Source organism: Sandaracinus amylolyticus, from assembly GCF_000737325.1.
Lineage (GTDB): Bacteria > Myxococcota_A > Polyangia > Polyangiales > Sandaracinaceae > Sandaracinus > Sandaracinus amylolyticus.
In genome coordinates, this window is sequence record NZ_CP011125.1 from 8,210,327 (window position 1) to 8,224,471 (window position 14,145).

General features: G+C 71.8%; 17 protein-coding genes. 5 read left to right on the forward strand and 12 right to left on the reverse strand.

Annotated elements, in window-relative coordinates:
* Positions 1-30: 30 nt before the first annotated feature.
* Positions 31-330, reverse strand: coding sequence for a putative quinol monooxygenase (locus DB32_RS34610; protein ID WP_053236938.1), 300 nt, complete (start codon positions 328-330; stop codon positions 31-33).
* A gap of 111 nt (positions 331-441) precedes the next feature.
* Between DB32_RS34610 and DB32_RS34615 the strand changes: the two genes are divergently transcribed.
* The gene (locus DB32_RS34615) at positions 442-1,398 is read left to right on the forward strand and encodes a GlxA family transcriptional regulator (protein ID WP_053236939.1); all 957 of its coding nucleotides are present in this window, start codon (positions 442-444) and stop codon (positions 1,396-1,398) included.
* A gap of 3 nt (positions 1,399-1,401) precedes the next feature.
* On the opposite strand, the gene DB32_RS34620 is transcribed toward DB32_RS34615, so the two are convergent.
* Entirely contained in the window at positions 1,402-2,262 is an 861-nt protein-coding gene (locus DB32_RS34620) for a LysR family transcriptional regulator (protein WP_053236940.1), read from the reverse strand.
* Positions 2,263-2,345: 83 nt separating this feature from the next.
* Between DB32_RS34620 and DB32_RS34625 the strand changes: the two genes are divergently transcribed.
* A complete protein-coding gene (locus DB32_RS34625; RefSeq protein ID WP_053236941.1) occupies positions 2,346-2,753 on the forward strand; it encodes an ester cyclase in 408 nt (135 codons plus the stop codon).
* 60 nt (positions 2,754-2,813) lie between these two features.
* Here DB32_RS34625 and dctP read toward each other — a convergent pair whose 3' ends face one another.
* Positions 2,814-3,833 (reverse strand): TRAP transporter substrate-binding protein DctP, encoded by a 1,020-nt coding sequence (dctP, locus tag DB32_RS34630; protein WP_053236942.1) that lies wholly within the window; start codon positions 3,831-3,833, stop codon positions 2,814-2,816.
* 15 nt (positions 3,834-3,848) lie between these two features.
* Entirely contained in the window at positions 3,849-4,916 is a 1,068-nt protein-coding gene (locus DB32_RS34635; RefSeq protein ID WP_169791656.1) for a TRAP transporter TatT component family protein, read from the reverse strand.
* Positions 4,917-5,186: 270 nt separating this feature from the next.
* On the opposite strand from DB32_RS34635, the gene mgtE reads away from it, so the two are divergent.
* Positions 5,187-6,509 (forward strand): magnesium transporter, encoded by a 1,323-nt coding sequence (mgtE, locus tag DB32_RS34640; RefSeq protein ID WP_053236944.1) that lies wholly within the window; start codon positions 5,187-5,189, stop codon positions 6,507-6,509.
* A 1-nt stretch (position 6,510) separates the two neighbouring features.
* Here the strand turns inward: mgtE and DB32_RS34645 are convergent, their stop codons facing one another.
* From DB32_RS34645 to DB32_RS34670, 6 genes are all read right to left on the reverse strand, one after another.
* Positions 6,511-7,107, reverse strand: a complete 597-nt coding sequence (locus tag DB32_RS34645; RefSeq protein WP_157069736.1) for a tRNA-uridine aminocarboxypropyltransferase — start codon at positions 7,105-7,107, stop codon at positions 6,511-6,513.
* On the reverse strand, positions 7,104-7,931 hold the full coding sequence (locus DB32_RS34650; RefSeq protein WP_240481284.1) for a homocysteine S-methyltransferase family protein: 828 nt from the start codon (positions 7,929-7,931) through the stop codon (positions 7,104-7,106). Before DB32_RS34650 ends, DB32_RS34645 begins: the two co-directional genes overlap by 4 nt.
* 15 nt (positions 7,932-7,946) lie before the next feature.
* Positions 7,947-9,020 carry a hypothetical protein gene (locus DB32_RS34655; RefSeq protein ID WP_157069737.1) on the reverse strand — a complete coding sequence of 358 codons (1,074 nt, stop codon included), beginning with the start codon at positions 9,018-9,020 and terminating at the stop codon, positions 7,947-7,949.
* 116 nt (positions 9,021-9,136) lie between these two features.
* Positions 9,137-9,664 (reverse strand): hypothetical protein, encoded by a 528-nt coding sequence (locus tag DB32_RS34660; RefSeq protein WP_053236948.1) that lies wholly within the window; start codon positions 9,662-9,664, stop codon positions 9,137-9,139.
* 59 nt (positions 9,665-9,723) lie between these two features.
* The gene (locus tag DB32_RS34665; RefSeq protein WP_053236949.1) at positions 9,724-10,416 is read right to left on the reverse strand and encodes a hypothetical protein; all 693 of its coding nucleotides are present in this window, start codon (positions 10,414-10,416) and stop codon (positions 9,724-9,726) included.
* 24 nt (positions 10,417-10,440) lie between these two features.
* Positions 10,441-10,899, reverse strand: a complete 459-nt coding sequence (locus tag DB32_RS34670) for a hypothetical protein (protein WP_053236950.1) — start codon at positions 10,897-10,899, stop codon at positions 10,441-10,443.
* Positions 10,900-11,114: 215 nt separating this feature from the next.
* Here DB32_RS34670 and DB32_RS34675 point away from each other — a divergent pair, with 215 nt between their 5' ends.
* The gene (locus tag DB32_RS34675; protein WP_157069738.1) at positions 11,115-11,849 is read left to right on the forward strand and encodes a hypothetical protein; all 735 of its coding nucleotides are present in this window, start codon (positions 11,115-11,117) and stop codon (positions 11,847-11,849) included.
* The gene (locus tag DB32_RS34680; RefSeq protein WP_053236952.1) at positions 11,846-12,904 is read left to right on the forward strand and encodes a hypothetical protein; all 1,059 of its coding nucleotides are present in this window, start codon (positions 11,846-11,848) and stop codon (positions 12,902-12,904) included. The genes DB32_RS34675 and DB32_RS34680 overlap by 4 nt, the downstream gene beginning before the upstream one ends.
* On the opposite strand, the gene DB32_RS34685 is transcribed toward DB32_RS34680, so the two are convergent.
* Both DB32_RS34685 and DB32_RS34690 read right to left on the reverse strand, forming a co-directional pair.
* The gene (locus DB32_RS34685) at positions 12,905-13,450 is read right to left on the reverse strand and encodes a hypothetical protein (RefSeq protein WP_157069739.1); all 546 of its coding nucleotides are present in this window, start codon (positions 13,448-13,450) and stop codon (positions 12,905-12,907) included.
* 37 nt (positions 13,451-13,487) lie between these two features.
* Positions 13,488-14,084 (reverse strand): DedA family protein, encoded by a 597-nt coding sequence (locus tag DB32_RS34690; RefSeq protein WP_053236954.1) that lies wholly within the window; start codon positions 14,082-14,084, stop codon positions 13,488-13,490.
* Positions 14,085-14,145 lie beyond the last annotated feature (61 nt).

Here is a 14,145-nt window from a genome sequence, read left to right on the forward strand (position 1 = left end):
GCTGACGCGCGCGGGCAGGCGCGTTTCGTATCAGCCGAGCTTCGCGGCCAGCACGTCGTGCTTCTCGATCACCGGGGGCGCGGCGAGGAGGCGCGGTGCCTGCGCCATCAGCGCCTCCGCGATCCGCCCCGCGAGGTGGGCCTCGCGGCCGCGCTCGTCCGCGAACACGTCGAAGATCGCGAACGTCGTCGGGCCGAGCTTCACCGCGAACCACGCCACCGTGCCCGGCTCCTGCTGCGCGAGCGGGAGCGCGCCCTTCACGAACGCCTCGAGCTCCTCCGCCTTCCCCGCCGCCGCCTCGAGACGCACCCACAGACCGAGCTTCACCATCGAATCACCTCCGGACGAGCACGCGCCATGTCGCGTGTGGCCAGCACGTTGGCTTCGCCGCGCCGATCTCGGTATTGGCGAGATGGACAACGTTGATATCGTTCCCGCCAGATGCAGATCGCCGTCCTCGCGCTGGAGGGAGCCTTCGACGTCGGGCTCGCGTCGCTCCTCGACACGCTGAGCATCGCGTCCGATCTGTCGCGCGCGCGCGGCGCGGACGGGCCGCGCTTCGACGCGCGCATCGTCGGGGTGCGCCGTCGCGTGACGACGCATCAGGGCCTGCGCGTCCCGGTGTCGTCGCCGCCGCGCTCGGCGCCCGACGTGGTGGTCGTGCCCGGGCTCGGATGCACCGTGCCCGATGCGCTGCGCGAGCGGCTCGAGCGTCGCGACGTCGCGGATGCGGCCGCGCTGATCCGGCGGTGGAGCGAGCAGGGGACGCGCGTGTCCGCGGCGTGCACCGGCACGTTCGTGCTCGCGCGCAGCGGGCTGCTCGACGGGCAGCGCGCGACCACGACGTGGTGGATGGCGCCGCTCTTCCGCGAGCTCTTTCCGCGCGTGGAGCTCGACGAGTCGCAGATGGTCGTCGACTCGCGCGGGCGCGTGACCGCGGGCGCCGCGTTCGCGCACGTCGACCTCGCGCTGTGGTGGATCCGCAGGAAGAGCCCGACGCTCGCCGCGCAGGCCGCGCGTCATCTGGTGGTCGACGCGCGGCCCTCGCAGGCGCCCTTCGTGATCCCCGATCAGCTCACGCACGAAGATCCGCTGGTCGAGCGCTTCGAAGGGTGGGCGCGACGTCGCCTCGCGGATCGCTTCTCGCTCGCCGCGGCGGCGCGCGCGGCGGGGACGAGCGAGCGCACGCTCTCGCGGCGGGTTCGCACGGTGCTGGGCCGGACGCCGCTCGGCTACGTGCAGGACCTGCGCATCGAGCGCGCGGTGCACCTGCTCAAGACGACCTCGCAGGACGTCGAGGCGATCGCGCGCGCCGTCGGGTACGGCGACGGAGTGACGCTGCGGACGCTGCTACGACGAAAGCTCGGCCGCGGGGTGCGCGAGCTGCGCGCGCGCTGAGCCTCAGCACGCGTCGAGGAACGCCTGCGCCCGCGCCGATCGATCAGGGCGCGACACCACGCCGATCCGCAGCCGCACGCCGACGCCCGCGACCGGCCGCATCACCACGCCGCGTCGCTCGAGCACACGCATGCTGCTCGACACCACCGACACGCCGACGCCCGCGGCGACGAGCCCGAGCATCGCGATCTTCGTGTCGGTCTCCTGCACGACGTCGCCGCCGACGCCGTGCTTCGCGAGCGCGCGCGCCACCGCGCCGGCCCACGCGGGCTCGACGTCGGGGCGCACGATCACGAACGGCTCGCCCTTCAGCTCGCTCACGTCGACGCGCGTCTTCTTCGCGAGGCGATGCCGCGACGGGAGCGCCGCGACGAGCGACTCGGTCGCGAGCACGCGCGTCTCGAGATCACCTTCGAGCGGCAGGCACGCGATCCCGAGCTCGACGCGCCCTTCGTCGATCGCCGCGACCTGATCGGGGCTGCGCATCTCACGCAGCTCGAGCGCGATGTCGGGATGCGCGCGCCGGAACGCAGCGATGACGCGCGGCAGGATCTCGTAGGTCGCGGTCGGGGTGTACGCGACCGAGAGCACGCCCGCTTCGCCGCGCGCGACGCGCCTCGCTTCGTCGGTCGCGCGTGCGCTCTCGGCGACGAGGTGCCGCGCACGGCCGAGCAGCGCCTTACCCGCCTCGGTGAGCGCGACGTTCCGCGAGTCGCGCTCGAAGAGCCGCACCTCGAGCTCGTCCTCGAGCTTGCGGATCGCGATGCTGAGCGGCGGCTGCGAGACGTGCAGGCGACGCGCGGCGCGACCGAAGTGGAGCTCCTCGGCGAGCACCACGAACGCATGGAGGCGACGGATATCCATCGGCGGGAATGATATCGAATCGATATCGATCGCTCCCGAAACGATCTTGGACCTCGCGCGCGCTCGCTCGCAGCTTGGCGTCCATGACCAAGACCGACGTCATCCGCCGCTACTACGACGAGCTCTTCAACGCGGGGCGCACCGAGCTGGTGCACGAGCTGCTCGCCGAGGACTACGTGAACCACTCGACCGGCTCACCCGATCAGCCGCGTGATCGCGAGGGGGTCGCGCAGGTCGTGCGCGCGCTGCGCGTCGCGTTCCCGGATCTGCGCTACACGATCGACGATCTCGTCGCGTCGGACGACGCCGTCGTGGCGCGCACCACGATGACCGGGACACATCGCGGCGACTTCTTCGGCATCGCGGCCACCGGACGCGCGATCCGCGTCTCGCAGATCACGATCGAGCGCTTCCGCGGCGAGCGCATCGTCGCGCACTGGCGCCTGACCGACGAGCTCGCGCTGATGCGTCAGCTCGGTGTGATCGCCTGAAAGGAAAACGCCGGGCCTCGCTCGTGCGAGGTCCGGCGTTCTTCGTGGGTGCGCTGCGGATCAGCGACCGAAAGCGGCCACGCGATCCACGAGCGCCTGGTCGGCGATCTGGCCCACGAGGCGGGTGCGGATCTGCGCGCCCGCGTTGAGCCACTCCTGCTGCTGCGCCTGCGTCACCTCGATGACCGTCGCGCCGCGCGAGCGGATCTCGGTGAGCGCCTGCTGCTCGTCGCGGCGCAGGTTGCGGCGCGCGAGCTGGTGGAACTGCGTCGCGGTCTCGCTGAGGATCGTCTGCTGATCCGGCGTGAGCTCCGCCCACTGGCGTCCACCGATGACCGTGCCGCCGAGGACGATCGTCATCGGCATGTCGGTCATGTGCGTGAGGCGCGAGCACCACTGCAGCGCGACGCACGGGACCGGCGGCGTGATCGCGGTGTCGACGCGGCCCGTCTGGATCGCACCGAGCACCTCCGGCACCTGGAGCGGCACCGGGTTGCTGCGCACGACCTGGTAGAAGGTCGGGAGCACGAGGTCGTCACGCCAGACCCACGGATGACGCGTCGCCATGTCCGCGGGCACGCGCACCGGCGCCGTCGAGAAGACGCGCGACTGACCGACGTCGGCCCAGCCCAGCATCTTGAAGCCCGCGCTGGTGAAGCCCGCGTCCATGTCGGGCGCGAGCGCCTCGCGGGCGCGGTCGAGCTGCTCGTAGTTGCGCAGGATGCCGGGCATCTGGAACACGAGCGCCGGACGATGGATCTGCGCGAGACCGACCGCGGTCACCGACGCCGCGTCGAGGCGGCCCGAGCGGATCTTGCGGATGACCTCGGCCTCGTCGCCCTGCACGCCGCCGCCGTAGATGCGGAACTGCAGGCCGCGCTCGCTGCGGCGCCGCAGCTCGCGGTTCCACGCGTCGAACACGCGCATCCAGGTCGAGCCCGGGGGCGCGAGCGTGGCGAGCGAGATCGTGCGCGTCGTCGCCGCGGCCTCGGCCTCTTGCGCGCTCATCGGGCTCGCGTCGATCGCGAAGAGCGCGAACGCCGCGAGCAGGATGAGCGCGAGCTTCTGATGGATCTTCATGGTTCGTCCGGCTCCTCAGGTGGAAGAAGGAGACGCAGCGCCGTCGACGGACGCGCTCGGCTCCGAAGCCTCGCCCTCCGCTTCGCCCTCATCTTCGATCGGCGGGGGCACGAGGTCGTCGATCTGCGCGAGCAGACGACGGGCGCGGCGCTGCGCGAGCAGGTTCGGGATTCGCTGGTCGGGGAACGAGTCGACGTCGAACGCGACCACTTCGTTCAACATCGACTCGAAGAGCGCGCGATCCTGGAGCGGGATCGCGACGAGCTGCGCCATCGTCACGAGGTAGAGCAGGTTCTTGCGCTCGGTGAGCTCGATCGCGCGCTCGAGCTCGACGCGCGCGTCCTGCGGGCGACCACCGAGCTGCGGGGGCGCCGCCGCCATGAGGCCGGCGCGCAGCGCGATCGGGCCGTAGTCCATGTACGTCTGGTCGAGCTCGTACGCGCGCTCGGCGAGCGCCGTCACGTACGCGAGATCCGCGATCGCGCCCATGTCGTCGCGGTGCAGGCTGATCCAGCGCACCCAGTTGTACGCGGCCCAGAAGAGCAGCGGCGCGTGGTTCTCGCGGCTGTCGAAGCGGTTGACGTGCGCGGTGAACGCCTCGAGGCCCTGGCTCTGCACTGCGAGCAGACCGCCGCCCTCGGGGCGCGCCATGTCGAGCCCGCCGATCGCGACCTCGCGACCGCGCAGGTACGCCTGCGACGCGCGCTCGCGGAGGTGCTCGATCTGCTCTTCCGTCGCGTCGTCGCTGAGCTGCGCGACCTCGTAGTCGTCCTCGATGAACCCGTACCCGAAGCTCGCGTAGCTCCGGCCGAGCATCGCGCGGAGCACGTTGTCGTCGGGCTTGATCTCGAGCAGGCCCTCCATCTGCTGGATCGACGCGGGGAACGCGATCTCGAGGATCTCGGGGTCGCGCATGCGCTGCACGCCCGGCGACGCGCGGCGCATCACGCCGATCGTCGTGTTCGCCGCGAACACTCCCGTGTCGCATCCGAAGAGAGGAAGGCTCGCGGGCACCGCGACCAGCGCGATGACGATCCCGAGCGAGCGAGCGAGGCGCGGTTGAGAAGAGCTGCGTTGGTTCATCGGGTCTCCGGTCGGTCTGCGAAGCTCTCCGTCCGGAACGAGGCGCCCCTCGCGCAGTGCGCGGCCGAGTGACTGCGATGCGTGCGATCGCATTCAATCGCCGAGCACGTACGTCCGAGACCCCCCGGGTCGGAGGCGCCCGAGGATGCACCTGATCGGGTGGGTGCTGCCAGGTGGTTTCGGTAGGTTCTCGTGACGCATCGCGTCAAGAGATTCCCGACCAAAGCCGCGGGAATGCAGCGTGGGTGCGGGGACTACGTACCCGGACGGATGTCCGAGAGCACGACCGCGCTGGACCTGCTCGACGCATGGGCCTTGTTGACGCCGGAGGAGCGCGCCGAGGGCTTCCGCGCGATGTCGCGCGACGAGCAGGACGACTTCTTCCTCTCGCTGCAGACCGACGATCAGGCGGAGCTCTTCCGCGCGGTGCGGCCCGGCGAGCGGCGCTTGTGGGCGCGCTTGCTCGCGCCCGACGACGTCGCCGATCTCGCGCAGTACCTCGAGGGCGATCCGCTGCGCGACGAGCTGCTCTCGCTGCTCGACGAGGCGACGCGCAACGAGGTGAGCGCGCTGCTCGCGTACGAAGAGGACGAGGCCGGTGGTCTCATGAGCCCGCGCTTCGCGCGGCTGCGCCCCGACTCGACGATCGATCAGGCGCTCTTCTACCTGCGCAGGCAGGCGCGCTCGAAGGAGCACGCGCTCGAGACGCTGCACTACGCGTACGTGCTCGACGGAGAGCAGCGGCTGCTCGGTGTGCTCTCCTTCCGCGACGTGTTCGCGGCGCGCGAGAACGCGACGATCGAGTCGGTGATGACGCGCGACGTCGTGACGGTGCACGAGTCGATGGATCAGGAAGAGGTCGCGCGGATCATCGCGGAGCACGATCTGAGCGCGGTGCCGGTCGTCGACGACGAAGGCCGGATGAAGGGCATCATCACGGTCGACGACATCGTCGACGTCGTGCAGCAGGAGGCGACCGAGGACATCCAGAAGATCGGTGGCCAGGAAGCGCTCGAGCAGCGCTACATGCAGACGAGCCTGCCCGCGCTGGTGAAGAAGCGCGCGGGATGGCTCGCGCTGCTCTTCCTGGGCGAGACGCTCACGACGACCGCGATGGGCGCGTACGAGGAGGAGATCGCGAGCGCGGTCGTGCTCGCGCTCTTCGTGCCGCTGATCATCTCGAGCGGCGGCAATTCGGGATCGCAGGCGAGCACGCTGATCATCCGCGCGATGGCGCTCGGCGAGGTCGGCATGCGCGACTGGTGGCGCATCGCGCATCGCGAGCTGCTCGCGGGGATCGCGCTCGGCGGGATCCTCGCGGTGATCGGCGTCGCGCGCGTGGCGCTCGGAGAGGCGCTCTTCGGGACGTACGGCGAGCACTGGCTGCGCATCGGGATGACGGTCGGGATCAGCCTGCTCGGCGTCGTCGTGTGCGGGACCATCGCGGGCTCGATGTTGCCCTTCGTGATCCGTCTGCTGCGCGCCGATCCCGCGAGCGCTTCGGCGCCGTTCGTCGCGACGCTCGTCGACCTCGCGGGGCTCGTCGTCTACTTCAACGTCGCGCAGTGGCTGCTGCGTGGGACGCTGCTCTGACCTAGCGACGGGGCGCGGGCGGACGACGCACGTCGCGGTGACGCGCGACGAAGGTGTCGAGCACCTCGAGCAGGCGCGCCTCGATCTGCGGTGACTCGACGACGCCGAGTGCGCGGGCGATCGCCTCGATCGTGCAGAGACCTCCTTCGCGCGGATTGCGGCGCAGGCCGTAGCGGCTCGCGTCGCTCGGCGGGAGCACGACGGGCTCCGCGCCCTCGGCGAGCGGATCACGACGCAGGACCTTGCGCGCCTGGGCCCAGCTGCCGTCCGGCACGATCAGCGTGCAGCCGCGATCCGACGCGTCGAGCACGCGCGCCTCGGGCGCGGGGAAGAGGACGCGGCGACGTCCTTCGAGCGCGAGCGGCGCGCGCTCGGCGTCGCGATCACCGCGCACGACGAGCGACGCGCCCTCGAGGAGACGCACCGCGAGACGACCGGTGTTGGTCGGCTTGAGGACCTCCTTGCGGTGCACGACGAGGACGACGCGCGTGGCGACCTCGAGCGGCGGCGGGAGCTCCGCGCAGAAGCAGAGCGCGTCGGGCAGGCCGCACGTCGTGCACCGCGGGATGCGGCGGCTGCGCATCGGGCGCTCGGTCATCGATCGCGCTCCGCCCTGAGCGCCGCGACGTGCGCGACGCTCGTGCCGCAGCACCCGCCGACGATCGTCGCGCCCGCCTCGATCCAGCGTCGCGCGTGCGCGAGGTAGCGCTGCGCGCCGCGCTCGGGATCGTTGGACCTCCAACCAATTCCGTCCGCCTCGCGTCCCGCGTTCGCGTAGGCGCCGAGCGGGACGCCGAGATCGAGCCGCGCGATCGCTTCGACGTACGGGAGCGTGCGATCGGCGGGCACGCAGTCGACGAGCACCGCGCGCGCGCCGCGACGCACCGCCTCGCGAGCGCCCTCCGCGATCTGCGCGGGCGTGAGCAGATCCGCGTCGGGCCCGGCAGTGAGCGCGAGCCAGGTGGGCACGCCCGTCGCGACCGCCTCTTCGACGGCGACCAGCGCCTCGGCGACGTGCGGGAACGTCTCGCAGAGCAGGAGATCGACGCCGGCGCTCGCGAGCGCACGCGCGAGCATGCGGTGCTCGGGGCGCGGATCGGAGGGGCTGCGATCGGGGCGATAGCAGTCCTCGAGCGGCGCGATCGATCCCGCGACGCGATGCGCGGGATCGATCGATGCGCGCGCGATGTCGACGGCGCGACGCGCGAGGCGCTCCCACGCCGCGCCCGAGGCGCGAGGCGTGGTCCGGAACGTCGCGGCGGTGTGGACCGTCGCGCCCGCCTGCGCGTAATCGTGATGCACCGCGGCGAGCACGTCGGGCGCGGCGTCGATCGCGCTCGCGCTCCACATCGGCGCAGGCGTCGCGACGCCCCGGCGCGCGAGCTCGGTCCCGACCGGACCGTCGAGCAGGAGGAACGACACGCGCACAAACCTAGCTCACGAGCAGAACGCGTCCTCGCCGAGCGCGCAGACCTGGTCCTCGCACACGCCCGAGTGGCAGTCCTCGCCGAGCTCGCAGCGCTCGCCGAGCGCGCGCACCGGCTCGCATCGTCCGGTCGAGTACGAGCACCAGAGCCCCACGTCGCACGGGTCGGCGCGGCCCGCTCCGATGCACTCCTCGCCGCGCGCGAGCGGCGGCGAGCAGCGCGCCTCGCCAGCGATGCCGTGACAGACGGTGCCCTCGGGGCAGAGGCTGATCTCGAGCATGTCGTCGCACGCGGCGCCGGCCTCGAGCGGGCCCACGCAGACGCTGCCGTGGTCGAAGTCACACTCGAGGCCGAGCCCGCAGAGCAGGTTCTCGGCGTCACACGGCTCTCCGCGCGCTTGCGTCCTGCGCTCGCGACCATCGCGACACACGCCATCGACGCAGCGCAGGAGACCGCTGCACGCGTGGAAGTCCTCGCATGCATCGCCGCGACGCAGGGCCGCCGCGACCGGCTCGCAGGTGAGGCTCTCGCTCGCGCACTGCAGCCCGGGCGCGCACGGCCCGTCCTCGCACGCGCCGCCGCGCGCGACGTACGCCTCGCACGTGCCGCACACGCACGCGCCGGTGTCGCACTCGACGCTCGCGTCGCATGCGGCGTTCGGCGCGATCGTGCCCGCGATCACGGCGCGACACTCCGCTGGCCACGCTTCCCACGCGACGGGGGTGGCGAGCTCACACACCGCGGCGTCGATCGCGGCGAGGCACGCGGCGACGCGCGCTCGATCGAAGCGCGCGCGGCCGTCGTCCACCGCGCGCGCGACGTGCGCGATCGACGCCGCGACGTGCGCGCGGCAGCGCGTGTCGCTCCCGAGCCGCTGCTCGAACGAGACCTCGGTCTCGAGGCACGCGTGCGCGGACTCGCATGCTTCAGCAGCGATGGCGGCGACGAATTGCGCGGCCTCGTTCGCCGCGCCGGCGTCGCTCGGTTGCATCGCACCGCCGTCGAGCTGCGGCGCGCCCGCACCGTCGTCACCGCAGCCCGCGAGCACGAGCGCGAGCCATCCCACGATCATCGTCCTGTTCATCGCGACCTCCACGAGGCCGCGCGCTCTTCATCCAGCGTGCCGCGCCGTTTGCGCGCGATCTCGCGGCCGCGCGTGCAACCCCGTGCACACGCCCGGGCGGTGCTGCGCAGATCCCGTCAGCGCGAGCCGCGGTGGCCGAAGCTCGGGTGCAGGAACGCGCTCGTCACGTCGTCCCACGCGCCCTGCTGCTCCATCACGACGCTGGTCACGCGGATGTGGAGCACGACGCGCTCGACCTTCGACGTCACGCCCGCGGGCGTGCGCTTGCCGTCGCGCTCGAACACCGCCTCGGTGCCCGGCACCGGGAACGGCCGCGCGACGTGCAGCGTCTTGCCGTACTTGCGCTGTCCACCGACGAGACGCGCGCCGAGCACCGAGTGCTTCTTGTCCTCGACGCCGGTGTGGCGGTCGCGGACCTCGCAGCACGTCATCGTGGAGTCGACCATGTACACGCGGTTCTGCGTCCAGATCTCGAGCGCGCGGTAGGGCACGTCGGCCGAGATCACGCCCGCTTGGTGCATCTCGCGGTCGAACACGACCTCGAGCGGTGCGACCGGCGGCGCGTCGGGGATCAGATCCTTGAGCGTGTCGCGGCTCTCCTCGACCAGCGTCTTCTCTTCGTCGAGGTCGTCGAATTCACCCACGTGGAGAACGTATCACGGGCATGCGCTACGGAATCCGTAGCGCACGCCCGCCGAGGCGATCACGGCTGCTCGAGGCGATCGGCGATCTGCTCGAGCGCCGGGATGATCTGCTCGATGAAGTAGAAGTTGCCGCTCGTGTGCTTGCCGTCCGCGCGGAAGCGCAGCCATCCGCCGTGCGACTCGAGGTGGATGCCGTACGCGCGCAGCGCGGGATCGAAGCGCGAGAGGAACGGCGCGATCTTCGCGCCGACGCTCGGATCGTTCGCGGCGAGCGTGAACTCGCGATCGACGTTCGGATCGCCCGAGCGCTGCATCGGCCACGGGTGGCGCCGCGCGATCGGGCCGAGGCTGCTCTGGTTCGAGACGAGCTCGAACTCGGGCGCGCCGGGGCGCAGCTGCACCGCGATGAACGCGTCGTCGTAGTACGTGTACTTGATCTCGACGAAGCCGGTCTGGCGCTCGCGGCGGTGGTAGTAGAGGAAGTCGACGGGACGCCCGCGCGGCGAGCCCTGCAGGCGCACGTTCCACTCGTACGGCTTGTCGTCGGAGATGCGCGTCCCGACCGTGTTGTGCGGCGCGAGCATGATGTTCGCGCTGGGATCGCCGTTGACGATCGAGAGGCCCAGACGCGGGGCGAGCTTGCTCAGCTCGAACGGCGCGTAGGTCTGGCCCGCCTGCGCGAGGCGTTGGCGCTGCATGAACATGAACGCGACGACGACGACGATCGCGACGAGGGGGATGAGGTAGGTCATCGGACTGTCTCTCTCCGAAGCGGTTCAGGGCGCGTGCCGGATCATCCCGGCGAGCTGCTCGATGTTCGTGACGCTGCCGATCGAGACCTCGCGGCCGTCGCGCAGCGCGATGTGGATCGTCTCGTCGGTGCCCATCCGTGAGTGCTCGCGGACGAGCTCCACGCGCGAGACGTCGGAAAACGCGACCTCCTGCCGGCCGAGCAGCTTCGTGTGCACGAGCCCGCGCTCGTACACGACGACCTGCTGCCGCCACTTCATCGCGGCGGCGAGCACGATCGCGGCGCCGATCGCGCCCGCGACGAGGCCCGTGGCGATCTTCGTGAAGGCGTCGGGCGCGCCGGAGAACAACGCGAGCGCGCCCTGACCAGTGTTCATCACACCGGCGGCGACGAGGATGCCGCCGACGTACCAGAGCCAGCCACCGGCGCCGAAGCGCCCTGCGTGCTCACCGACCGGTCGACCGTAGAGAGGATGTTCGTTCATGGCGGCAACGATTGGGGATCTCACGACTGGAGCAAGTCGCGCCGACGATTCGTGGCGGAACGGAGGAGATTCGATGGCTTCCGACGACCATTCGCCCGATCGCGGAACGAGACGTGGAACGTCGTGCGTACGGAGATCTCGAAGCCGACACCAGGAGGTCCGACGTGCACCCCGAGACGCCCCACCCGACGAGCCCCGATCACGATCCGCATGCGATGACTGCTTGGGAGGCGACGCCGCCGCCCGTCACCAACCCGCCCGTCGTCGCGCCGCGCCCACCGGCCGCGTCGATCGAGACGCTGCGCGGCGACGCGACCCCGATCGCGGGGCACGGCCCGTTCGCGATCGTCGAGGCGCTGCTCAAAGCGCCGGCGAGCGTGCTCCACGACGTGCGCGAAGGACGCGGCGCGTCGTTCAAGCTCGCGGCGGTGATCGTCGCGACGATGGCGATCACCGGGCTCGTGATGGCGGTGTTCGGCGGAGGCTGGCAGCTGCTGCTCGTGCCGCTGAAGCTGAGCCTCGGCATCTTCTTCTGCGCGCTGATCTGCTTCCCGAGCCTGCACATCTTCTCGTGCCTCTCGGGCGCGGAGCAGAGCGCGCGCGAGACGTGGGGCGCGCTGCTCATGGCGATCGCGCTGATGGGCGTGCTGCTCGTCGGGTTCGCGCCGGTCGCGTGGGTGTTCTCGCAGGCGACGTCGTCGCCGATCTTCATGGGCGCGCTGCACCTGATGTTCCTCGGGATCAGCAGCACGTTCGCGATCGGGCTGCTGCGCCGGGTGCTCGCGGCGATGAACCAGCGCCCGGTGCGCGGCATCGGCACGTGGGGCTTCCTCTTCGTGCTCGTCGTGCTGCAGATGACCACGACGCTGCGCCCGCTCGTCGGTCCGTACGACGGGCAGCTCTTCCACGATCGTCTCTTCTTCCTCGCGCACTGGGTCTCGGGGTCGTGAGCGTGCTGTCGCGGCTCGAGGCGCTCTGCCGCCTCGACGACGCGCTCGTCGCGCGGGTGCGCCGCGGCGACGATCTGCGCGGGCTCGCGACGTCGTGCGCGATCACGATCGCGATCGGCGCGGGCGCGTACGGCGCGGCGTTCGGCATGTGGCGCGCGCCCGAGATGGCGCTCTACGTCGCGCTCAAGCTGCCGCTGCTCCTCGCGGCGATCGCGCTCTGCACGATCGGCACGAGCGCGCTCCTCGCGACGGTGCTGCGCTCGAAGCTCACGCTGCGGCAGACCGCGATCTGCATCCTGATCTCGCTCGCGGTGAGCGCCGCGCTGCTGGGCGCGCTCGCGCCGATCTCGATGCTCGTGGTCGCGATCGCGCCGCCGCCCGATCCCATCGCGAGCGGCCTCGCGATCGACGATCCGCGCGTCGCGCCGTCGATGGCGGTCGCGCGCGCGCTGCTGCTCTTCCACGTCGCGGTCGTCGCGTGCGCGGGCAGCGCGGGCGTGCTGCGGCTCCGCGGGCTGCTCACGCGGCTCGTCGACGACGAGGACGCCGCGCGGCGCGTGCTCGTGAGCTGGCTCGTGGTGCAGCTCGCGGTCGGCGCGGAGCTCTCGTGGCTGCTGCGTCCGTTCTTCGGCAAGCCGCACCTCCCGCCGAGCTTCCTGCGCGTCGAGGCGCTGCACGGGAACTTCGTCGAGGAGGTCGGCTCGCTGATGGTCACGACGTTCGGGCACGACGCGCCGATCGCGAGCGCGACGCTCGTGCTCGTCGCGCTCGTGGTGCTCGCGTGGGCGCTGCGCGGCGGGCCGCGCGAGGTCGTGTTCGAGGTCGTGCCCGCGGGCCTCCGCGCGGCGGGCAGCGTGATCGCATGGACCAGCGTCGTCGCGGTGCGCGCGGCGTACGACGAGGTCCACGTCGAGATCCGCGACGCCGCGACGCTGACGCGCGACACCTGGACGATGCGCTGTCGCGATCGCCACGAAGCGCGCGCGCTGGTGGAGCGCATCGAGCGAGCGCGCGGGAGCATCGGGCCGTTCCGCGACGCGCCCGCGAGCGGATGATCACTTCGCCGCGCCGGGCTCCACGAACTCGCACGCGCCGGGGACGACGCGCTCGGCCGAGACGAGCGCGCCGCGCAGCTCGTAGAACACTTCCTCGCAGTACGCCCGATCCTCGGCGCTCGCCGTCTCGTTCGGCGTGCCCTGGATCTGCCCGGCGCGGCTCGCGAGCGGCTGGCACTGCGCGGCGCCCTGCCCGTGCACCGCCGCGCAGCACGCCTCGGCGACGACGCAAGGATCGCCCACGATCCCGACCGCGCCGCTCTGCTCCTCGTGCCGCGTGAAGCTCGACGCCGCGTCGATCACGAGCACCAGCGCGGCGACCTGCGCGACGAGCGCGAGCGCCGAGAGGCCGATCGCGAACCGATGGAAGAACGGCGGCTCGGGCGCGCGCGTGCCGCGGCTCATCTCGCGACGATCGTTCGCCGCGACGACGAGCACGCCCACCGGGATCAGGAACGGGACGAACACGCCGAGCGTCGCGGCCGCGGCGAGGAGCGGACCGCGCGCGGGCCGCTTGCCGGGGGTTTTCGTTTCGTCACCCATCATCCCGGGATCCATGCGCCCGTCGTGAGCACGTCGAACGTCACTCCGCGGGCGTCGCGCCGTCGACGTCGCGCGCGGGCGATGCGGCGCGTCGCCGCCGCACGATGCGCGTCGCCACGGCGATCACGAGGGCGACCACCGCCGCCACGGCGATCAGCTCCTCGATGCGCGCGAGGCGACCGAGGAGCGCCTGGATCGCGCTGCCGAGCGACCAGCCGAGCGCGGTGATCGCGACCGACCAGAGCGCGGCGCCGATCGCGTTGAGCGGCACGAAGCGACGCGCGGGGAATTCCGCCGCGCCGAGCAGCACCGGCGAGACCACGCGCAGGCCGTAGAGGAACCGGAACGCGACGACGTACGCGTCGCCGCACCGGCGCATGCGCGCCTGCGCGCGCGATGCGCGGTCGGCCCAGCGCGGGCGCGACGCGATCAGGCGCGCGCCCGATCGCCGCCCGAGCCAGTACCAGGCCTGGTCCCCCGCGAAGCTGCCGGCGAACGCGGTGATCGCGACGGCGCGCGCGTCGAGCATGCCGTGGTGCGCGAGCGCCGCGCCCACGATCACGGCGGTCTCGCCTTCGAGGACCGCGCCGATCGCGATCGCGACGTAGCCCCAGCGTGCGACGAGCTCCTCGAGCACGATCCGGACATGCGCACCTCGCGAGGCGCGCGCATGGACGATTCGGCTGTCCGGAGCGCGC

Excerpts from the sequence above, each read along its gene's own strand:
- dctP (WP_053236942.1), bottom strand. The coding sequence starts at position 3,833 with ATGAAGATCCATCAGAAGCTCGCGCTCATCCTGCTCGCGGCGTTCGCG.
- DB32_RS34670 (WP_053236950.1), bottom strand. The coding sequence starts at position 10,899 with ATGAACGAACATCCTCTCTACGGTCGACCGGTCGGTGAGCACGCAGGG.
- DB32_RS34635 (WP_169791656.1), bottom strand. The coding sequence starts at position 4,916 with ATGAACCAACGCAGCTCTTCTCAACCGCGCCTCGCTCGCTCGCTCGGG.
- DB32_RS34645 (WP_157069736.1), bottom strand. The coding sequence starts at position 7,107 with ATGACCGAGCGCCCGATGCGCAGCCGCCGCATCCCGCGGTGCACGACG.
- mgtE (WP_053236944.1), top strand. The coding sequence starts at position 5,187 with ATGTCCGAGAGCACGACCGCGCTGGACCTGCTCGACGCATGGGCCTTG.
- DB32_RS34620 (WP_053236940.1), bottom strand. The coding sequence starts at position 2,262 with ATGGATATCCGTCGCCTCCATGCGTTCGTGGTGCTCGCCGAGGAGCTC.
- DB32_RS34675 (WP_157069738.1), top strand. The coding sequence starts at position 11,115 with ATGACTGCTTGGGAGGCGACGCCGCCGCCCGTCACCAACCCGCCCGTC.
- DB32_RS34665 (WP_053236949.1), bottom strand. The coding sequence starts at position 10,416 with ATGACCTACCTCATCCCCCTCGTCGCGATCGTCGTCGTCGTCGCGTTC.
- DB32_RS34685 (WP_157069739.1), bottom strand. The coding sequence starts at position 13,450 with ATGATGGGTGACGAAACGAAAACCCCCGGCAAGCGGCCCGCGCGCGGT.
- DB32_RS34655 (WP_157069737.1), bottom strand. The coding sequence starts at position 9,020 with ATGAACAGGACGATGATCGTGGGATGGCTCGCGCTCGTGCTCGCGGGC.
- DB32_RS34625 (WP_053236941.1), top strand. The coding sequence starts at position 2,346 with ATGACCAAGACCGACGTCATCCGCCGCTACTACGACGAGCTCTTCAAC.
- DB32_RS34615 (WP_053236939.1), top strand. The coding sequence starts at position 442 with ATGCAGATCGCCGTCCTCGCGCTGGAGGGAGCCTTCGACGTCGGGCTC.
- DB32_RS34610 (WP_053236938.1), bottom strand. The coding sequence starts at position 330 with ATGGTGAAGCTCGGTCTGTGGGTGCGTCTCGAGGCGGCGGCGGGGAAG.